The sequence below is a fragment of the Nostoc sp. FACHB-280 genome, assembly GCF_014697615.1.
Lineage (GTDB): Bacteria > Cyanobacteriota > Cyanobacteriia > Cyanobacteriales > Nostocaceae > Nostoc_B.
In genome coordinates, this window is record NZ_JACJSD010000010.1 from 151,374 (window position 1) to 172,393 (window position 21,020).

Here is a 21,020-nt window from a genome sequence, read left to right on the forward strand (position 1 = left end):
CGTCCTGCTTTTTAAGGGGGATCTACAGGGCTTAAATACAACATCAAAAAGTTTTCAGACATCTCTAAAAAGCGGGTATGGCAGCTATCGTACCGGAAAATGAGCAGCTATCAAAGTTAGTTATTCATAGAAATTTCTCTATTTGATAGTTAGTAATGAATAATTCTTTCCCTTTCGCAGCACCATTTTGTTTGTAATTATTCATGCCATATTGCAATTCCCACTCATAAATATTCGCCCATTGAAAATTATCTCGAATTTGCGGAGAATTATCGTAAGTAATCAGCCAAAGATGGTGACATTGTTTTAAGCTTTCAGCAAATCTCTGATGTTCAAAAGAGGTGTGTAAGGCTCCAGCTTTTCCATATAGTTTAGATTTTGTAGCACTAAAGTATGGTGGATCTAAAAATAAAAATACCTTTTCACCTTTTTCATTTAACAGGTAACTATAATCTAAGTTGGTTATTTTGATATCTGCTGTTAAAATAGACTCTAGTTTTTCTAAGCGTTCTATTGATGAATGTGTGAATCTTTTCTCAAAGGCTTCTTGAGAAAAACCACCGGATTCTATAGTTCCTGAAAAAGTAATTCTGTTAAGGATAAAGAAACGTATTGCTCTTTCTAAATCGGATAGGGTGTTTACGTCTATAGTAGTTAATTCTATAAATAATAACTTACCATCTGGATATGTATTTTTTATTTTGTATATTTCTTTAACCAATACAGATATATCAGATTGTGCAAGTTTCCAAAATAAGAATAGTTCTGGATTTAAATCATTAATCCAAATTTTTAAATGAGGATATTTTTGCTTTAAATAAATAAATACAGAACCGCCGCCAACAAAAGGTTCTCGAAATTCTAAAAAATTATCCGGTAAGTATTCAATAATTTGTTTTATCGCTTTAGATTTACCTCCAGGATAGCGGAGAGGACTTTTAAGCATAAGTAAAAAATCGCGCTTTATCTTAAAATATCTTTATATTTGTTGTACAGAATAAATATTTTTATGTCTCGTTCTGTTCCCTATCAACCGTTGTTATTGCGACTACTGCATGGCGTGAGTGGAATTTTAGCGATCGCTGCCATCATCACTGGATTTCTAGTTTACAATACCTATGATGGCAGATTTGGGAAAATTCCATTTCCGCAACTTGGCGATATTCAAGGGATTCATGGCACTTTTGCCTTATTTTTCTTGATTGTACTACCAGCATTTGCACTTTACAGCTTTCACGCTGGGAATAGACGACTTATCCAAGCTAATTCATGGGAACAATTCAGCCAAGTTGGTAAACCAATTTGGTGGGTGAGTTTGCAAAGACTAGCTAACACTCTCATGCTAATTGCTTCAGTTTTTTCTGTAATTTCTGGCAGGATGATGAAAGAAGAATGGCTTCCTGCTGGAGAAATTCATCATATTTGGTATACCCTACATCTTATCGCTTGGTGTGTGATAGTCGGCTGTTTAGCTATTCATCTTTTAATGTCTATTAAAGTGGGTGGTGTGCCATTATTATTGTCTATATTTTCTTTGCAAGTTCGCCCAGAAGATAGTCCAAATCAATGGGTGACTCGTTACCGTACTTGGTGGAGTAGCTTGCAAACTAACTTTGGTGAAAGATTTAATCAATTATTAGATAATAATTTAAGTTTGAGAATTATTGAGGCGTTTGTATTGATTGGAGTTGTTGTTGCATTTCTCCTACCTGTGTTTTTCTCAGAATAGTCAGATTTAATTAATAGGTTGTGAGTAAGAAAATTTTTATATCTCACGCAAAGGCGCAAAGTCGCAAAGAGTATTTATTTCTCTACTCTCTGTGTTCTCTGCGCCTCTGTGGTTAGTTAAAATAATTCTATTAGCGTAATGAACGAAATATTACTCGTCCAGGAAACTCTTCTTGATTAATGCGTGCATAGACTCGCAAACAAGTTAAAACTTCTCCAGGAATACCGCCACAATTTAGCTGTAAATCATCTTTGGAAAAAGCACATATATCAGCATAAAGTCCTGACAGTTGACGAATTCTGACATTGTGTCCTGATTTATTGGCTTTGTCTGCAATTTTTTTTAAGGTTCGGCGTGATTCTTGTTGTAATTTTCCCCACCATGAATAACGTTCAACTGGGGGAATGAATACTAAAGAATGTATAGCTTCATCTATATCAATCCATGCACGTACAATGGCTAAAATATCATTGTTTTCTTCAGCTTTTTGGGTGCGCTGAAATCGGTCTGTTAAGGCTTCTATATATTGTTGTTGCTGGTCTGGTTTAGAATTGAAAGGAATAATATCAAAGCTAAAAATACTTTTTAAGGCGTGATGTAAATCTGGTTCTATTTCTATAAATTTGAGATATAAATTTAAGAAGCCAGTAAGTAATTTTAAATCTTCTGATTCGTTAATTGGGAAAATTTTTGATTTTAAAAGTGCTGTTTGAGATAAACATAAACCCTGAACATTCACACTACCTTTGAGTCCAGGGTAAATGATTTCATCTCTGATAAAGGGAAGTTGGTAGAAGTGAGAATCGTTTTCTACTGCACCAATTTCTTGAGCTAAATCTAAAGCGCGTTGTTGCCAAAATGCAGCTAAATCATCAGGTATTCGTAGCAGTTTACGGTGAATTTCATGCCATAAATCAGCATCAGTTTGGCTTTGTAATGGTGCATCGCCTAAATATAAACTGAGTTCTGAGTCAGCATTCCAAGCATCACGCAGATGATTTAGTTTTAATTCATTTGAAGATTGGATAATAGTCGTTTCTTCTTGATGTGGAGGCTGCAATAAATTTTGGATTTCTTGCAGCAATTCTGCACAAATTGCAGTACCAGGATCATCGGGTAATTCTGTATAGGCTTGGTTTAATGCAGCTTCTAGTCCATACAGGCTACACCGTAATAACCTGGCTAATTCGGAGTTTTCTGTTTCTAATAGTTGACGTAGATGCTGCATGAATTTCACCTTTTTTTATCTCACGCAGAGACGCGGAGACGCGGAGAGTTTTTACATTTAGATAGGGAGTTAGGCGGAGTAAGTTAATGTATTCCACAGAAGGGATCGCGTTCTTTATCGACTTCGTTAGGTTGTAATTCTAATTCGGCACGATAAACACAACCTTCTTGTTTTAAACATTCTTGACTTGTGGATGTCCAGTAGGGAACTTCGCCGGGGTGCATTCGCAAAATACCTTTGTTGTCGAGGGTGACGCGATATTGACAAGGGTAGTCTGTGGTGACGGATGGTTTACTGAGTGAACCGATACGTATCCATTTTTTTCTGTTAGTTTCGGTGTCGGTTTGATAGACGTAAAATGTGTGTTGTCCAGTGTATGGAAAGGGTGGTAAGGGATTACTAATTAAACCTTTTCCTGGTTGGGGTGAACCATCACGGAGGTAATGAAATTCGTGTAGAGATTTTTGTTCGTTTTGGTCGATTTCAAAGACTAAATGATAAGCATTTGGTTGATCTACGGTTGCTGATTCGATGACATTGACTGCGATATCGCCATCAGTTAAGTCTTTATTTGGTCGTTCTACGGCGATGTTCCATTTTAGTTTACCGTCGGCAAATAATGAGGTTTCGGAAGCTGCTAAGATTGCAGAACCAACATCAATACCAGGAACATCGATTAAATAATGGGGATTTCCTTGACATAATAAAACACTAAATTGTAATGTCTGGTCAATTTCAAATTGCACTTTGATTTTTTTGAGGAACTCGGCTTCTTCCATCCCTAATTTTTCCATGAGATGTTTACCGTCGAAGCTTCCCCACAATCTTAAATCACCGTCTTCGTAATCTTGGCGGTAAATAATATTAGTTAACTGTATACCTTGCCAAGCTGTACGTACTTTGGCGACTGTTTCCCAAGGTGCAATTTGATGGAGTTCTTGTCCGGCTTTAAATATTGGTAGAAGTTCGTTGCTTTGGGTTTTGCGTTTGAAGTTACAAGGTAAGTAATAAAATAGATTTTTAACGTCAATTTCTAATTGATTTGCACCTTTTTGTAGGAGTGCTTTTGATTCTTCAGGGTCAAATCTGAGGCGGCGTAATTTTTCGGCGTAACACGCACCTGCGGAGGTGGCGAGTTTAGTAAATTCTAAAACAAAGGTGATGCGTTCTGGGTTCCAAACGAAGTAGGGAGACTTGCTAAATTCTTGGTAAATATGGCGTTGTACTAAGTCGAGATTGCAAGTTTTTCCTGAGAGAATTAACCAGTCAACTTTGTGGGTGTTCCAAGCATCGATGGTATTATCTTCTGAACGTAGGCGGCTTTCCATTAAGCCTTTAGCAATACCAATGGCTTCTTTAATAGCAGAGGTAGCAACACGTTCAAATTGTTGATTATCTAGGGTGACGGAAATATTATCGGGGTTGTGAATTTGATATTTAATTGCGCTTTGGGTGACAAGTTCGGCAATTTGTTGTTCAGAGATTGTAAAGGTTACAAGTGAATTATCGGTTGGTAATTTTTGTCCAAGTTTGAGTTTGGCGGCTTCTGCATAATCCCACAGTGTGTAGAAAGTTTGTAGGCGTTGTGGTGCTTGTTGCCAACGGGTTGGTAGGACTTTTTCGGCTGTATCTAAGGCATCTTTATAAGCTGCATCGCCTTCGGGATTTTCTCTATCTAGGCATTTTAATAAGCTGCCTGTTTTGAATTTACCTTGGTCAAGAAAACGCTCGTTTAATTCGGAACTAATTAAGTCTTCGAGTTTTTCGCTGTCGATATCACCACGGGTAACTGCTGTGAGAAGAAAATCTGCGATCGCAACTTTTAATAACCTAAATACTCGCAGTGTAATTAATTCACCACCCAATTGTAAATGTCCCGATGAACCTAATAGTTTAGGCGTTAATTTATAATACCTTCCACCTAAGCCTCGGTCTTCATTATTGGCAAAGAATGGGGTTTTATCTTCTAAGGTTAATTCAATTAATGCTAAATCTGTTGTGCCGCCACCAATATCTAAAACTAATACATTTTGTGACCATTTATTGCCATCGCGGCGACAACGGGTTTTAAAAGATTCAATGCCAATATTTAAGTTACCGCCAAATTCTCGCCAGAGGAAAAATATGGCTACCGAAACAGCTTCATCATAAGCTGTTTGCACATCATCTATTCCTAATTGTTCTACTAATTGCTTAACTTCTTTGCGAACTACTGGCGGTGCAACGGTAGGATAAGTAACAACGGCGGTTAACAGTTCACCTTCAGAAAATCTGCGTCTAGCGCGTTGGCGATAATCTTCGGTTAAATCAATTAAATGCGCCCAAGCTGCTTGAATTAATTGGTTAACATTAATATTAATTTCGGTATCATTTAACATTACGGGGAATGTTTTGTTTTGACCAAAATATCGCTTTGGTGAATGATGAAACCGACTGATAATTTCTTTTAAAGAACTGCTAGTTCCTTGGGCGATCGCTTTTTTTCGATTATCTCTTGCCTCTCGCCCCATTTTCAGTTTTAATACTTCTAAGTTGGAGATTTCTAACTCGCTGGGAATTTCGCTATCGCGGCGGTCGATATCTAGAACTACGGGAATTAAATTTTGCGATTCTAAGGTGGGGACACGAAAAACTTCGTGATATATTTGATATAATTTTTTACTAGCAGCGCGTTGAAATTTTTCGCTATTACCTAAAGATAATTCGATTTGGCGAATTGCTTCTAAAAATTTTTCTCTGTTATCACTTTCAAAGATTTCGCCTAAACGACTAGGTTCGATTTCTAAGTTTTTACTAATATCAATAATAAATTTTTGCCACTCAGTTTCGCTGATATCTGGTAGTGCTTCGGACGCGGGAGAATTGAGCCATTGCAACAGGCGATCGCGCAATCTTAATTCCTGCTCCCGTGGTAAAATTTCGGCAATGGGAATTTCTATCGGGTCGAACAAAGTCACGGTAGAATTCGACGTACCAAAATCTAACGCAAACCATCCCGGGAATCTTTTGACTGGTTGATAGTTAACAGGTTCTTCCGGTGGGTTTGGTAGTGACTCAGAATTCATAATTTGCGCTTCAGCAGTAGATGGTGTCCATAAATAACAAACAGCCTGAACTTGTCGCGGTTCAGATAATACTGGTTCCCCTGAAAAGTCGGAATCAAAATATTCAACAATTACTTGTAAGGTACAGTTGATAGGTTCTGTTAAAGGTTTTTCTAATTTACAAGGATATTGTTCTAGTTGTCCGATTTGGGAAATTTTTGGAGTGACTGCATCAAAGGGTTTATATGCTTTTTGAATTTGGGTGATTAATTCGCTGGGTGTACCTTTAACGGAGAAATTGATGCGTGCAATATGGGGTACATTATTACCAATGGCAACTAGTTGAATGGTGGGAAGTTCTAAATATTCGTTGTCGTTGACTTGGACTTGAAAGCGTGGAGGGAGGCGAATTTCTACTGGCATTTTTTAGTTCCTTTCTTTTATTTCGCGCAAAGGTATAATTTATCGAATAAATAAATTTACTATCTCACCATTAAACTACCTACATTTTTTAAACGAACCGCAAAGAGCGCAAAGGACACAAAGGAAGAAAAGAAAGAGAGGAAGATATTAGCTAGGCAATAAATTACCTAGTAACCAGGGATATCTAACTCAGAAGTGGTGGCGATTTCTGCGAGAATATTTAACCAAGTGGGAATAGCCAGTTTTGGTGGTGAGTCGCCAGCAGCAAGGTATCTCAGCAATGCTTCTTTTTTGGAAATATTTTGCAGTGTGGGAATAATTTGGTCTAAAATGCCTTCGATTTCTGAGTTGACTTGTTGGTTGACTTCACTGACATACTGTACTAAATGTAAGCTGGCACTAGCTGTAATTTCATCACGCAAACGTAATACTAACATTTGATGATGGCTGGCTCTGGGTGAATTTTGATTTCGTTCGGGAGACCAATCAAATATTTGACCGATGTTGTGTTTTTCGTCTTGGCGCGCGAGGGGAAATATCAATTCGGGGGCAATTTCTTTGTCTTTACTATTCAGTTCTGCAAGGATAGCTTCTTTCCATTGGTTGGGGTCGGAACCTAACAGTAATTTATAAAATAAGTCGGCTTCTTCTCCACCAAAACCAATTTCGATTTCTTGTTCCATTGCGGGTGAGAGAAGAGATTTAAGATAGTCCCGTGCTTCGGCTACTTGATTGGATAGTTTATTTAATAAATCTACCACTGCTTGCCGAATGCGATCGCGGGCAAATATCTCGACTTCTTGCACAGTTTTTTCAAAGGTGGGATAGAAATCATCGCTCTTAGTTGGCAAAGTATTATTAGTTCTGTTTCCTCTTTCAAATAACTTGCCGGCTGCACCTTTGGTTTCGGCGATAGTAATAGCGCCGTTGTTGGCTTTGTTAAATAACAAAGTCCACTGGTTCCAGTTGACAATTTTAAAGGTGAGTTCGTCTTTCACTACTTCACTCACGACAGTTCCGCGACGGTCTTTGAGTGGTTCTTTGCCTAATTCTTTTTGAAAGTTGCGGTAGGTTTTATCTAAACTATCGATAGCATTTCGCAAATCAATTAATGTGGGACTATCGAGTGTTGGTATGCCTTGTTCGTGAATTTCCGCGATGAGATTTTTCAGGTTTTCTTGTTGTTGACGGAGACTTTCAGCCGCGCGACGGGTGTCTTCATACAGTTGCTTAAGTCCGTGCATGGCGACGTGATTTTGAATTAACTCGCGCAGTTTGGCAATACCACCATCTTGAGCAAAGTAACCTAATTGTCTACCCAATTGACTACGTGCATCTGAGTCTAATAGTCTTTCGCTGAGGCGAGTCCATTTTTGCTGCAAGCGTTTCGAGGTTTCCAGGTAATTAGGATAATCTAAGTTAGATAAAAATTCTGGCGAACCAGCTTTGACACTACTGGAACGTTTTGCTAATTCTGCTAGTCCCAATAAGGGTGATAACAACACAATACGGTCTTTTTGAGTGGTGAATGCACTCGCGCCATCAATGGTTGTTTGCAGAACTCGGAGTTTTTTGAGAACAGCATCTTCAGATAAAGGTGTGTTGGCGATGTTCTCAGCAATGAATTGGTCGAGTTCTCTTTCACCGCCTTCACTTTCTAGAGGTAACTGGTCAAAACGACCAACACCAACTAAAATCAAATCTTTCAGGTCTTGTCCTGGACGCTGTTGCTGCATCATGGTGAAAATTTTGTGAGCGCGATCGCTCCCCGGCGATTTACCATTGAGCAAGATTAAAATTGTCTGGACTTCCGCCAACTCTCGCAGCGATAAAAATGTGTCTCTCGCGCCGGAGTTCGCCGCACCCAAACCCGGAAAATCTAACAAAATAAATTCGGAAGCATCAGTAACATCCCAAATTTCCCGCGAAATTTTCACTTCAATATCAACGCGGCGAATTAAGGGGAAGCTATTTTGTAATAACTTTGATGCTAATTTCTGCGGTGGACTGGGTAAGCGGATATGTGCTGGCGGTAAGTCTGTAAACCGGAAAGTTTGGATAGCCATTGGCTGTTCTGGCAGCTGTAAACCTTCTTGGGCTGTGGCATGATCAATTTGATAGCGTCCACCACACATCGCCTCACCATAGGAAGCGTAAGCACGCACAAATAACACCAACTCCCGCAGCAAATAGCGCAACTCTAAATTATTACTTTGGTTCCACGCTTGTTCACACCAAGCCAGAATTTCTTTACCAGAGTTTAACTGCGCCAGTTGTACAGGTACAAGTCCGGCAGCGGCGGAACGGCGACTCGCTTCTGCTAACATAAACCGCAAGCACTCTTTCACCCCTTCGTGAGAAAGATACTCTACCGTAAAATTCCCGACTTGGGTGGTGGCAAATTCATCTTGGGCGACGAGGTGAATGGCTGTAACATTCCCCGTAGTTGGGTTTTCGTTGACTGGTAAAGCATCGGCATAGCCAATTAAACTACCCAAAAGTAAGGTTTTACCACTACTAAATTCTCCCATCACGCCAATTTTGACTGGTGAAGTGGCAAGTTCTATAGTTTTTTCCGCAGTTTCTCTGAGACGCGCCAGACATTCATCCAAACTGGCGGGAACCCAGTCTTCTTGTTGAGAAGGATACTGCGGTACAGAGTTAATTTTTTGCAGTATAAATTCACCGTATTCTTTAAAATATGCGAGTCTTTCTAGTTCCATAGAATAATTACCGTTAAAAATAAAATTTATGTGAGTTTTATAACATAAAACTTGCTAGCAGATGTTATGTTGTCTCTGATTTTAGGGAGTTATATCTGATTGAGGTCAAACTATGGAGGCACTCAGATGAGATACTAAATGTCGCAGATGCAATAGTGAACTATTCTATCTATTGATTGGGAATTGGGTAGCATTTATGTATCACAGTTCTCAAGCAAATAGATATTTATTCTATGTAAAAACTCAATTCCAGTAATTTTTAACTAAAATTTAACTTTGTGACCTGGATTCTCACATATATAAGTCTGGATGCACAAGTTTGCACTTCTGCACCATCACTTCTTGATAATTTTTGTATTGTAAAAATGGTTCACATAATTACGGCAAAAATAAAGGTGTGATTAACAACTACTGAGGAATATTGAATTATTTGTATAAAATTTATCAAACAAGTCAGCCAATAATATTATGTTTAAAAATGAAATCTACTGAGTCAGATTAAGATATAGACTAAATTCATAGCAGTTTTATTGTAGGCAATTTTAAGTTGAATACCCAGAATAAACTATGTATTATAAAAAACTTGTATATTGAGGTAGTTAAAAGTATCCCATTATAATTATCAACACCAAAAAACTTTACTTTCTGTAAATCTCTATCATCAGGTATCAGTTTTTTCGACTCCTGACTTCTTTTCATACAAATTTCAATATTAATACTTAAAAGTTTAAGCATAATTGATTTTACTGCTCAAAAATCATGATAGATTTTATTTACTCAAAATCTTATTTAATAAACTTGATGACCATTCTCAAGATAGATGTTTTACTGAGGTGATTTTTAATAAAATAAATATTGGCTAGAGTTGATGTTTTAAGTGCAGTCTGGGAAATTTTAAAATCAAAATTTTCCCAGTAATTTGATATAGTCTTTTACTAGTTTTCTATAATATAAGTCCCCGCATAACTAGGCAGGTAAAAGTGTTCTCTGAAAGGGTGCAGAAGTTAAATAATAAAGATGAAAGTGCGAAAGTAGTACCGAAGCGCAGTAAAAACAAGACGAGCGATCGCAAGTTAATTAATATAGCACTAGCAGCCGCTAATCATGAGCCAGAAGCGGAAATCGTCAGTCAGCCAGCTTCCCAAATGCAGGTAATTTTGCAAATGCTTGCAGATATCTACTTTCGTATTGATCCCCAAGGCATTATCTTAGAATATCAATTAAATAAAACTTATAATTTCATTAACCAAGCACATCTAGTTCCAGGTAAGCAATTACTAGAGTGTTTTCCCACATCTATTGCTATTCGCTTTCATCAAGCAATTAATCAAGTCCGGCAAACTCAATCTGTAGTTAGTTTTGCATATAGTTTGAATGTCGGCGATAATAAAGCCCATTGTGAAGCTCAATTATTACCATTAGAAGCAAACGAAATTATTGTGTTGCTGCGCGATATTACTCACATAGTCCAAGAAGCTTTTATCGAGTGTGAAGATCATTTTCGGACTATTGTGGAAAATGCCAACAATATTATTTCTGCCCTCACTCCCGATGGTTTCTATTCTTATGTGTCTCCGAACTGGAGGGAAATTTTAGGGCATGAAGTTTCCGAAGTTGAAGGTCAGCCTTTTGCCTCTTTTTTACATCCCGAAGATTTATCAACTTGTACAGATTATTTCACCAAAGCTTTAATTACAGGTGAACCGCAAGACACAATTGAGTATCGTATTAAACATAAAAATGGTACTTGGCGATGGCACAGTTGCTACTTATCAGCCATCAAAGATGCCAGTGGTAGTATTATCTACTTTGTTGGTATTTGCCACGATATTACAGTCCGCAAACGGGAAGAAATCCGCAGACAGCGGATAGAAAAAGCTTTAAGAAAATCAGAAGCCAAGTTTCGCACCAAAACTCAGCAGTTAGAAGAGACACTGCGACAACTACAACAAACCCAGTCTCAACTCATTCAATCAGAAAAAATGTCGAGTTTGGGACAGTTGGTCGCGGGAATTGCCCACGAAATCAATAATCCGGTGAATTTCATTTATGGCAATGTGAAATATGCCAATGATTATGTACAGGATTTATTACATTTAATTGAAATATATCAACAATACTGTTCTCCTTCATCACCAGAAATTTACCAAGAAATTTATGCCGTTGATTTAGATTTTATTCGCCATGATTTGCCGAAAGTTCTCGACTCAATGAATACTGGGGCCGAGCGTATCCGCCAGATTGTTTTATCTTTACGCAATTTCTCACGAGTTGACGAAGAAGGCATGAAATTTGTGAATATTCACGAAGGTATTGATAATGCCTTGTTACTGTTGCAAAATCGCCTGAAATCTCAACCAGAATCTTCAGAAATTGAGGTGATTAAAGAGTATGGTGATTTGCCACAGGTGATGTGTCATCCTGGGCAGATTAATCAGGTATTTATGAGCCTATTAACCAATGCCATTGATGCTTTAGAAGAAGTTGCTATAGCTCACCCTCAAATTCAGATTCGTACCCAAGTACAAGCAAACGATCGCATCAAAATTAGTATTACTGATAATGGTTCTGGAATCAATGAAAAAATCCGCGATCGCATCTTTGACCCCTTCTTTACCACTAAACCTGTAGGCAAAGGTACAGGTATGGGGTTATCTATTAGCTATCAAATTATCGTTAAAAAACACCGTGGAGAATTATATTGCATTTCTACACCAGGCGGAGGAACTGAGTTTGTCATTAGCATACCCACACAACTAGTAGAAGAAGCTTAAATTCAGAACTCAGCAGTCGGAAGTCAGAATTCCAGACTAATTTACTGTAAATTTGGTACAAGCTTTCCATAAAAGCGATCGCTCATCCTTTACCTTGTTGTTGTGCTTGGACAATTGTTACATTAACTTCTTGACCATAGGCAATCTCAAGTTGATAACCATCAGGGTCACGGATAAAAGCCCAGTAACCCACAGGCGCACCGTAATCATCTGGCCCTGCTTGCAATACACCTTCTGATTTTGCTTGCTGACACAGATAATCTACTTCTTCACGGCTTTTACAGGCTACGCCAATATGAAACCCCGGTGAAGGTTGACATTGTGATTTATCTAATTGCAGCAGCACAATCACAAATGGCCGAGTTAAATCACTAATCCAAGCCACTTCACAATTGTTAGTTTCATCAGTGCGGCGATGCACCACTTTCATACCAGCATACTTTTGATAAAAAGCAATGCTTTTATTGATGTCGGTTACTCCCAGCGCAACATGAGTTAAGCCAATATCTGCCATGAGTTTTTCCCTATACACATCAAAAATATCTTTTAGATTTATGATATTCCGAGTTTCAAGTACACACACACTATGAAAAAGACGTTGCAGTGCAACGTCTTTTTCATTACTCATTACTCAGCACTACTCATTGCATCAAAATTTGCCGAGTTAAAATACACATCACCTCATCTGGATTGTCTGTTGGAAGTAGTGGACTCCAATCTGCAACATTAGCGTAGCCCAGCAGATGCAAGTGGTGAATTGTACTGGTGACAGCTTTGGGAGAACCGATGAGCAAATGTTTGATTGGTTCTCTCTGGGGAAATGGCTGTGGTGCGAATTGCTTGCGGCTGGGAGAATTGGCATTTGCGCCTAAGAACTGCGCTAATTTGGATTGGGCAAATTGTAGTAAATATGCAATCATGGGGTTGAAACTCCAGGTTTGGGTTTTTATAAAAGCGATCGCCGCCTTCTTGCCGGAATTACGCGATCGCTTTTATTTCAGTTTTGGGTTTAGATAAGGGCGATCGCTTTATTCTTGATTGAATTGGGCGATCGCCTTTATCATGATTTTATATTAATGTATAATTTTATACTTGTCAAACACTAATGCAAAAAAAATTATGAAAAACCACCCCCATTTTTGTAGAAAAAAATAAGGTTGAATCTCCAGGTAGTTAATAGCATTTTCTAATACAATAATTATTGACCACGTACAGATTTCATAATATAAAAAAAGAGAATTAATCAATAAACAACTGAGTGCTGTTGTCGCAAAAAGTGATGATTTTGTTGTTGAATATATATAAAAAACCTTAATAATTAATAAACACCATCTTCCTTGTCTCCCTTGTCGCTTTCATTCGGATATAAATAATGCTAGAATTAGCATCGAAATAATTCGTATATTTAAATATTTCAGTGAAACGTGACTCTATTTATTACCAAATTTTCAAGCGGTTTCCAGCGTTAATATTTGAACTCATTGATAAACGTCCTGCACAGGTGCAAGACTATCGATTTGAATCAGTCGAAGTAAAAGAAACCGCTTTTCGGATTGATGGTGTTTTCTTACCACCAGAAGACACAACATCTAGAGTTATCTTTTTTGCTGAAGTGCAATTTCAGAGAGACGAAAGTCTTTATCATCGGTTTTTTACTGAATCAATGATGTATTTGAACCGAAATCAATCTCAATACAATGATTGGTATTGCGTGGTAATATTTCCATCACGCTCTTTAGAACCAAGCGATAAAAGAACTCATCGCATATTTTTAAACAGCGATCAAGTTCAGCGCATTTATTTGGATGAGTTAGGTACTTCTGATACTCTGCCAATAGGCATCAACTTAATGCAGTTGACAACCGCATCCTCTGAAACAATGGCAGAGCAAGCCAAGCAACTAATTCAACGAGTAAAATTAGAAGAAACAGGCACACTGCCAAAAACCGAAATCATCGAAATTATTACGACAATTGCTGTGTACAAGTTTTCGTCTTTGAGTCGAGAGGAAGTAGAAGCTATGCTAGGACTGACTTTAGAACAAACAAGAGTATATCAGGAAGCCAAAGAAGAAGGTCGAGAAGAACGGGAAGCTGAATTGTTAAAAGTTGCTGTCCCACTGTTACTAAAAACAGGGATGAGTGTCGAACAGATTGCTCAACAATTTAATGTTGCAGTGGAATCTGTGGAGAAATACAGGTAAGATTACCTGTGATGAGTTATGGCGATCACACTTCATCTTACCCGAATTGCTCAAGATTCGTTATGTACAATTGACTAACCCGCCCCCAAGAGCGATCGTCATTACATTTGGCGTATAAGTAATATCACCACTAGAATATATACAGACAAACTTTGACGTTATTTAGCCTATTTATAGTGGATTTATGACACCTGAGAGCTTTTTTATTGCTTTAGCTACTCTGCTTCTGACTAAAGCAGGGGGGAAAATTGGCAACAACATTGGTGATGTTTTATGGACAGTTCCTGGTAAGTTGATAGAATTACTGCGCCAAAAGAACAAAGTCCCATCTCTGACCAGTAATGAACCGCAGCCTTTAGACTATGGTCAAGCAGTGCTGGAAATAAAAGCCGCAGCAGACACAGACCCAGAAATTGCTCAAGCTGTTGTGGAAGTGGAAGCAGCAGTTAATGATAGTCAGTCTGAGACTGCTAAGGAAATTAAAAAGTTAGCAGATGAAATCAGGTCACACCCATCAATCGTCAACAAATTTGGTAAGTTAGCAGACAAAATCGGGCAAGTTGTCATTGGTGGTACTGGTAAAATCGAAAACATGAATTTTTGACAAGGGCATGGCTCATGTATGCCTGAAGATTCTGGCAAGTTAGCAGACAAAATTGGGGCTTATGCTGCTTATGGCGGTACAGTTAACATAGATAAACTGATAGTTAATGCTTCAGATAGTTCTGAAGTTATTGGTTTTACATTGGCAGACTGGTGTGAAGTTTGCACCGCCATGTTGAAAAGTCAGCAGGAAAAAGCAACAGAACTCAGACGCAAAGCGACAGAACAAGGTTTTGAAATTAACGTTTATGTTCCCTTGGGGTTGGTGGAACGCAAACAGCAGCAACGCCGACAACAAGATGAACAGCAAGACAGAGAAAAAGTCTATGAATTAACCGAAGAAGTCATTGTCACAACTTATGAACATGGCGCATTTCTCCGCGAAGTAATTGCACAACAGCCAGCCGAAAAAAATAAACATATTGCTATCATTGGTGAACCGGGAGCAGGGAAAACTACTTTATTGAGTACCATTGCTTCTTTTATTAATGACAGCACTCAAGATTTACCAATCTGTATTTCTCTAGGCAATTTACAGGGAAAAACCATTGAGGAATATTTACTCAAGCAATGGCTGACTGAAGCAATGAGATTAGCCAAACCTCATGTTGCAGTCACACAAAAAATTGAACATCAATTAATTGAGTGTTTTAGTACAGGAAGAGTTTGGCTACTTTTAGATGGTGTAGATGAAATGGGTGAAAATTCACCTGTGCAAGCATTAGCCAAAATTAATCGAGAACTGATAGCATCTCTGAGACAGGCGCGGGTGGTTTTAACTTGTCGGTTAAATGTTTGGGATGCCAAGGTTAGTAATCCACTTATAGGATTTGATACTTATAAAACCCAAAAGTTTAAACTAGAACAAATTGATGAATTTATTCAAAAGTGGTTTGAGCGTGCTGGTGATTTAGTAAAAGGGAAGACACTACAGGCAAAATTAAAAGAAACGAAACATGATAACATTCGTCAATTAGTGAGAAATCCTCTATGTTTATCGCTCTTGTGTCAGACATTTGATGTTAAGCAGGGAGAATTACCAAAAACAAAAGCCGCGCTTTATAAGACATTTATCCGCTATTTATATGAATGGAAATCAGAGTTATTTCCTGATTTGTATGACTCTGATGATTTAAAAGATAAATTACACCTTGCTTTAAGTAAATTAGCTTTTGCAGGGATTGATACTAAAGCTGGATTTCGCTTAACAAAAAAGTTAGCACGTCAGCAAATGACTGAGAAACTATTTCAACTTGCTTGTGGTAGTTTCTGGCTAATTTTAGTAGAAAGAACAGATGAAGACGATGAAGAAGTTTATACTTTTTTTCATCCTAACTTTCAAGAATATTTTGCGGCTTTAGCAGTAGATGATTGGGATTTATTTCTACCTCGCAAACACACAGATAGACCCGTAAAAGAGAAAGACGAAAGAGGAGAAGATAAGCATTACCGCATTTTTGAATCACAGTGGCGAGAGGTTATTTTACTGTGGTTAGGGCGAGAAGAAGAAAACATAAAACAGCAAAAACAAAAGTTTATTAATGCTTTAGTCAACTTTAAAGATGGATGCGGTAAGTGGAATAGTAAAAATGTAGACAAAGGTTTTTATGAATATCGCGCTTACTTTTTAGCTGCTGTAGGCATTGCAGAGTTTAGAGAATATTCTAGAGCCGATGAAATAGTCGCGCAGATTCTCAAATGGGGCTTTGGTTATTCCACAGAAAAGCAGAATTGGGTGGAATTTCTGCGTCCAATTTCAAACGAAGCTAGAGCAGCACTGCTACAAACAGAAAGAATAAAAGCGATCAAAGCTTTGGAGAAACAGCTGCAATTAAAAAATTTGCCTAACAAATCCCGTCGTAACTATGCGGCGGCAGAAAGCTTATGGCAAATCGACCCTAAGAATGAACAAGCCATTAACGCGTTAGCGCCATTTCTGCTATCCAAAGAAGCGTTTGGTATTGGTAATGAACAAGTCATATCAGATTTGATGCAACTGGGGCAGTTGAAAAAAGAGTTTGACAACACTGCTAGGCAGAAAGTGGCATCTACTTTAGAGCAATTCGACGCTAACAATCGACAAGCAATTGATGAAGAGATTGACCTGCTAGTACAACGCCTACAGTCTAAAAATTTAGAGGATGACTACATCCGTTGGCAGATAGCAGATGGGTTAGTGAAAATCGACCCAGGTAATGAAACAGCGATCGCCACCTTGGTAAAACTGCTGGAATCCACCACTGTAGATGACTTCACCCGTAGGTATGCAGCATATAGCTTAAGGACAATCACCATAGGAAATAAAGAAGCGATCACTGCTTTGGTAAAACTGCTGCAATCCACCACTGTGAGTAACTCCACCCATAGGGAAGCAGTAGAAAGCTTAGGGAAAATTGGCATAGGAAATAAAGAAGCGATCGCTGCTTTGATAAAACTGCTGGAATCCACAACTGTGGATGACTTAACCAGTTGGCAGGCAGCATCAAGTTTAGGGAAAATCGCTATAGGAAATCAGGAAGCGATCGCCGCTTTGGTAAAACTGCTGCAATCCACAACTGTGAATGACTACACCCGTAGGTATGCAGCAGATTGCTTAGGAAAAATTCTACAGAATAATCAGGATCGCTCTACTGTAGTCAAAGTGTTAAGTAATTATTGGAAATTGGATGGTAAATACTATGATTTAGCCTGGCAATGCGCCCAGAATATGCCTTACCCCGATTTCTATCAAGCTTGGCATCCGCACAATTTTGCTATTCGTACAATGCGAAGCTTAAAGCAAATCCTCTTCACCAGAATCATTTAAGCTATTTTCCAACCGTGACATTACAAATAGCTATTTGTGGATTGTTAAAATACGCACTCTAGATTGTTCATATCAATCAAAATTTTCATGCGATTCTGAGAGGTACTTCAATTTCTTCAACTCGCCATGCAGCATAGGCAAGCGCCTCATAAATATCAGCTTCTTCCAGATAGGGATACGCTTTGAGGATATCACTATTACTGTGTCCAGATGCCATTAAACCAACTATAGTACCAACAGTAACGCGCATTCCCCGAATGCAAGGTTTACCACCCATCACTTCTGGATTGCGAGTAATTCTGGTGAGATTTTGCATGGTTGTGGCTTCGTAATGTATGGTTATTGGATTGAGAAACTAGACACAACTGTGTCAATATTTCCTATTATCTGACCTTTCCAGGCAATGAAACAGTGTTTTCCTAAATCAATTAAATTACTTCGGTAGGAAAGCAAACCTCTATTGCTTTTTCGATTAAATCAATACCTTTGCAAACTACAGTATTCCGCCAAGTTATATCTGCGGGTGCAAACACTTCTTCTAATCTTTGACGTGTCCATATTTTAGAAGGGTGTTCTGGCGGTGAATAAAAATAAGCGCGATTTTCTGCCCGTAATGCTTCTACAACTTGGATAACTGGGTAAGTGCCGAACTCTGCCGTGAGAAACTTGTAATCGGACTGGGGAAACATCGCCTGACACCAAGTTCCTAAACCCCCACGAATTTTATAAATCTTCCCGTCTGGTTGGTAGGGTTCAACGACATCAGCACCGAACTTTTCTATTAACCACTGAGCTGATGTGGAATTAGGGGGGTCATCAATAAACAGTTTATAAGTCCCTTTTTTACCCAAACCCGTGTGTAAATCAATATGCAGAACATTTTTGGCATCACCAATCCATCGGGGAAGATTGTCAGCTAAGATTTGATGTGTTTTAGCTGGCCTTTGTCCTCCAAAAAATAGCCCTTGGGGAAAATCGTATTGTCCTACAGGTAAGGTATTGATTAAAGAATTAATGCCATGATGCAAAATAGTAGCGATCGCTTTGATCAAAAATGGTTCTAAAGGTGAAGGTGGTGAAGTTGGGTTAAAGAAGCTATTCAATTCCCCATACTTTTCTGGACTACCTGTATATTCTTCCTGGGGTAGCAGGAAATTACGGTTCAGGTCGATATTTTCCTCATTCCCACGCCTTCCCCAAGCAAAACCATAGGGATTTAAAGCATGTAACAGCACCAAAGCTGTTCTTGGGCTGGGACTCCAACCAATCAGACGTTCTTCTAACAAAGCACATTGAACAGCCGAACCAAAAAAACCCTCAACCCCATGCAAGCCACTAGAAACAACCAAAATTTGCTCAGGTTGAACGTCTCCTAAAATTGCCACATCAATAGTTAAGTCTTCCTCATCGGGGCCTGTTTGGTCAATGGAATAGGTTTCTAATTGACAACCCAAAGCCTGTGCCGCCGCACAAAACCGATATCGTGCAGTCGCGTAGTTGGGACTAAAGGCAAAAGCGTAAGACATGAGAACTGTGAGTTAAGGTTAAGGCCGCAGAGGAGGTACTGAGGGATACGTAGGGGGTTCTTCCAGGAGCAACTACCGTTGAGTGGGGGAGAGGGTTTTAACGTTTCCGCACAGATTTCTGGAATCATAACTGATTAACCGGACGTGATATGACAGTGTAAGCTGTGAAGCACATAATTTGCTTGTTGAGATGGCAAAGCAACAGAGTTTGAGCGTGTTCACCCATACCTACATAAAAAACTTACACCTGTCAATCTGACCCCTGTGGTCTATATGTATCAAACTTTCAGCGAAATGGGATCAGCACTCAGCTATAACTGTAAAATTACTCGTGCCAAATTGAAATAAATCAAGACTCCTAAGACATCAACGGCTGTGGTGATAAATGGCGCAGACATCAAAGCTGGGTCTAAACGTAACATCCGAAATAAAAATGGCAGTGTGGAACCAGACACCGAAGCTAAAATCGAAATTGCCACTAAACTAGTACCGACAGCGATCGCAACTTCAATTCTGCCTTGTAAAAAATATGCCCAAATTGTAGCGATTAACCCTAGCATACCACCCAAGAGTAAACCAGCGATCGCTTCTCTGCCAATTACTTGCCATGTGCCGAGTGAGCGAATTTCTTCAGTATTCATCCCGCGAATTACCACTGTCGAAGATTGAGCGCCCACGTTACCACCAGTTCCTGTTAATAAAGGAATAAATGCTGTTAGTGTAACTACTTTAGTTAAAATATCTTCTTGGGATTTAATAATTGTGCCTGTAATAGTATTCGTAATTAATAAAACAAATAACCATACTACTCGTTTACGTGCGACTTTCATCAAGTTCATCTGGAAATAATTATCGCCACTCGACTGCACACCACCACCTAACGCATAAATATCTTTGGTGGTTTCTTCTTGTAAAATATCAATTACATCATCAACGGTAACAATACCCACTAAAAGCTGTTGTTTATCTACCACAGGTACAGCTAAAAAGTCATATCTTTGAATAACTCTTGCTACTTCTTCTTGGTCTGTATCTGTGCGGACAAATATCACATCACGGGTCATAATTTCCCCAATGATTTGTTCTGGTTGAGATGTTACTAAATCTCGCAAAGATACAATCCCTGTCAAGCGTCTTTCTGCGTCTGTAACATAGAGATAGTAAATTATTTCGCTGGCATTAGCTAAACGGCGAATCCGTTCTAGAGCCTGAGTAACTGTAATATTTTCCTTGAGAGAAATAAACTCTAAAGTCATAATTCGTCCGGCTGTATTAGGTTCATAACCTAACAGCAAAGCCGTAGCTTGACGTTCTACCGGACTTAATTGTTCTAGTAAACGGTTGACAACTTTGGCAGGTAATTCATCAAATAACCTCGCCCTGTCATCCGAAGACATTTGATCGACAATATCACGAACTTCTTGACTTTTTAATTCTTCAATTAATCGTTCTTGTACACTATAGTCAAGATACTCGTAAACTGCGATCGCTTCATCTTTAGAAAGCAAACGAAAAGCTAAAGCGTGCATCGCTTCTGGTAAGCCTTCAATTGCTTCAGCAATATCCGCAGGTTGTACAGGTATAAGAATTGATTTTGCCGCTTGTAAATCTGCTGCTTCTAACAACATTTGCAGTTGAGTTCTGACTAAATCTCGCAATTCTCTACGGGACACATCCTGGAAGGTAGAGTTTAAGTTGTTTGTCTCAGTCAATTTCCACTTTCCTCAGCCAGTTTTAATAAGGTTGCTGCCCCTAGTCTATGAGACAATGCCGGAAGATGAAACCTTAAACGATGTAACTTTTTTTACTTTAAATCAACTTTTCTTGAATTTCTCCTATTAACGTAGCAAATAGACTGTTAATTAATACTTGAAACTTAGTCAGGAAGGGGAGTGTGGGAGGTGTGGGAGGATGGTGGAGAAATCTTTCCCCCCACACTCCCCACACCCCCACACCCAATC

14 protein-coding genes are annotated in these 21,020 nt (G+C 38.8%); 5 read left to right on the forward strand and 9 right to left on the reverse strand.

The features are described 5' to 3' along the window. Positions 1–124: 124 nt before the first annotated feature. On the reverse strand, positions 125–946 hold the full coding sequence (locus H6G75_RS10115) for a DNA adenine methylase (protein WP_190979805.1): 822 nt from the start codon (positions 944–946) through the stop codon (positions 125–127). A gap of 63 nt (positions 947–1,009) precedes the next feature. On the opposite strand from H6G75_RS10115, the gene H6G75_RS10120 reads away from it, so the two are divergent. Further along, a complete protein-coding gene (locus H6G75_RS10120) occupies positions 1,010–1,729 on the forward strand; it encodes a cytochrome b/b6 domain-containing protein (RefSeq protein WP_190979806.1) in 720 nt (239 codons plus the stop codon). 130 nt (positions 1,730–1,859) lie between these two features. On the opposite strand, the gene H6G75_RS10125 is transcribed toward H6G75_RS10120, so the two are convergent. The 3 genes from H6G75_RS10125 to H6G75_RS10135 all read right to left on the reverse strand — a co-directional run bounded on the left by H6G75_RS10125 (position 1,860) and on the right by H6G75_RS10135 (position 9,147). Beyond that, on the reverse strand, positions 1,860–2,957 hold the full coding sequence (locus H6G75_RS10125) for a hypothetical protein (protein WP_190979807.1): 1,098 nt from the start codon (positions 2,955–2,957) through the stop codon (positions 1,860–1,862). An 83-nt stretch (positions 2,958–3,040) separates the two neighbouring features. After that, entirely contained in the window at positions 3,041–6,424 is a 3,384-nt protein-coding gene (locus H6G75_RS10130) for a virulence factor SrfB (protein ID WP_190979808.1), read from the reverse strand. Positions 6,425–6,591: 167 nt separating this feature from the next. Next, positions 6,592–9,147, reverse strand: coding sequence for a proteasome protein (locus tag H6G75_RS10135; protein ID WP_190979809.1), 2,556 nt, complete (start codon positions 9,145–9,147; stop codon positions 6,592–6,594). Positions 9,148–10,127: 980 nt separating this feature from the next. On the opposite strand from H6G75_RS10135, the gene H6G75_RS10140 reads away from it, so the two are divergent. After that, a complete protein-coding gene (locus H6G75_RS10140; RefSeq protein ID WP_313934824.1) occupies positions 10,128–11,921 on the forward strand; it encodes an ATP-binding protein in 1,794 nt (597 codons plus the stop codon). An 82-nt stretch (positions 11,922–12,003) separates the two neighbouring features. Here H6G75_RS10140 and H6G75_RS10145 read toward each other — a convergent pair whose 3' ends face one another. Together H6G75_RS10145 and H6G75_RS10150 are read right to left on the reverse strand one after the other, a co-directional pair. Continuing rightward, entirely contained in the window at positions 12,004–12,549 is a 546-nt protein-coding gene (locus H6G75_RS10145) for a VOC family protein (RefSeq protein ID WP_242051498.1), read from the reverse strand. Between the two features lie 13 nt (positions 12,550–12,562). Beyond that, positions 12,563–12,841: a hypothetical protein gene (locus tag H6G75_RS10150; RefSeq protein WP_190979810.1), complete on the reverse strand. Its 279-nt coding sequence runs from the start codon at positions 12,839–12,841 to the stop codon at positions 12,563–12,565. 497 nt (positions 12,842–13,338) lie between these two features. Here H6G75_RS10150 and H6G75_RS10155 point away from each other — a divergent pair, with 497 nt between their 5' ends. From H6G75_RS10155 to H6G75_RS10165, 3 genes are all read left to right on the forward strand, one after another. Next, positions 13,339–14,124: an Rpn family recombination-promoting nuclease/putative transposase gene (locus H6G75_RS10155; RefSeq protein ID WP_190979811.1), complete on the forward strand. Its 786-nt coding sequence runs from the start codon at positions 13,339–13,341 to the stop codon at positions 14,122–14,124. A 184-nt stretch (positions 14,125–14,308) separates the two neighbouring features. Beyond that, positions 14,309–14,728 (forward strand): hypothetical protein, encoded by a 420-nt coding sequence (locus H6G75_RS10160; protein WP_190979812.1) that lies wholly within the window; start codon positions 14,309–14,311, stop codon positions 14,726–14,728. A gap of 18 nt (positions 14,729–14,746) precedes the next feature. Beyond that, positions 14,747–17,533 (forward strand): NACHT domain-containing NTPase, encoded by a 2,787-nt coding sequence (locus tag H6G75_RS10165; RefSeq protein WP_242051499.1) that lies wholly within the window; start codon positions 14,747–14,749, stop codon positions 17,531–17,533. A gap of 85 nt (positions 17,534–17,618) precedes the next feature. Here the strand turns inward: H6G75_RS10165 and H6G75_RS10170 are convergent, their stop codons facing one another. From H6G75_RS10170 to mgtE, 3 genes are all read right to left on the reverse strand, one after another. Next, positions 17,619–17,849, reverse strand: coding sequence for a DUF433 domain-containing protein (locus H6G75_RS10170; protein WP_190979813.1), 231 nt, complete (start codon positions 17,847–17,849; stop codon positions 17,619–17,621). Positions 17,850–17,961: 112 nt separating this feature from the next. Beyond that, positions 17,962–19,059 (reverse strand): DUF2817 domain-containing protein, encoded by a 1,098-nt coding sequence (locus H6G75_RS10175; RefSeq protein WP_190979814.1) that lies wholly within the window; start codon positions 19,057–19,059, stop codon positions 17,962–17,964. 311 nt (positions 19,060–19,370) lie between these two features. Next, entirely contained in the window at positions 19,371–20,771 is a 1,401-nt protein-coding gene (gene mgtE, locus H6G75_RS10180) for a magnesium transporter (protein WP_190979815.1), read from the reverse strand. Between the last annotated feature and the right edge of the window lie 249 nt (positions 20,772–21,020).

What these genes read in the sequence shown, in the direction of transcription:
- H6G75_RS10170 (WP_190979813.1), bottom strand. Translation starts at nt 17,849, where the DNA reads ATGCAAAATCTCACCAGAATTACTCGCAATCCAGAAGTGATGGGTGGT.
- H6G75_RS10150 (WP_190979810.1), bottom strand. Translation starts at nt 12,841, where the DNA reads ATGATTGCATATTTACTACAATTTGCCCAATCCAAATTAGCGCAGTTC.
- H6G75_RS10175 (WP_190979814.1), bottom strand. Translation starts at nt 19,059, where the DNA reads ATGTCTTACGCTTTTGCCTTTAGTCCCAACTACGCGACTGCACGATAT.
- H6G75_RS10165 (WP_242051499.1), top strand. Translation starts at nt 14,747, where the DNA reads ATGCCTGAAGATTCTGGCAAGTTAGCAGACAAAATTGGGGCTTATGCT.
- H6G75_RS10130 (WP_190979808.1), bottom strand. Translation starts at nt 6,424, where the DNA reads ATGCCAGTAGAAATTCGCCTCCCTCCACGCTTTCAAGTCCAAGTCAAC.
- H6G75_RS10125 (WP_190979807.1), bottom strand. Translation starts at nt 2,957, where the DNA reads ATGCAGCATCTACGTCAACTATTAGAAACAGAAAACTCCGAATTAGCC.
- H6G75_RS10160 (WP_190979812.1), top strand. Translation starts at nt 14,309, where the DNA reads ATGACACCTGAGAGCTTTTTTATTGCTTTAGCTACTCTGCTTCTGACT.
- H6G75_RS10120 (WP_190979806.1), top strand. Translation starts at nt 1,010, where the DNA reads ATGTCTCGTTCTGTTCCCTATCAACCGTTGTTATTGCGACTACTGCAT.
- H6G75_RS10115 (WP_190979805.1), bottom strand. Translation starts at nt 946, where the DNA reads ATGCTTAAAAGTCCTCTCCGCTATCCTGGAGGTAAATCTAAAGCGATA.
- H6G75_RS10145 (WP_242051498.1), bottom strand. Translation starts at nt 12,549, where the DNA reads ATGAGTAATGAAAAAGACGTTGCACTGCAACGTCTTTTTCATAGTGTG.
- H6G75_RS10135 (WP_190979809.1), bottom strand. Translation starts at nt 9,147, where the DNA reads ATGGAACTAGAAAGACTCGCATATTTTAAAGAATACGGTGAATTTATA.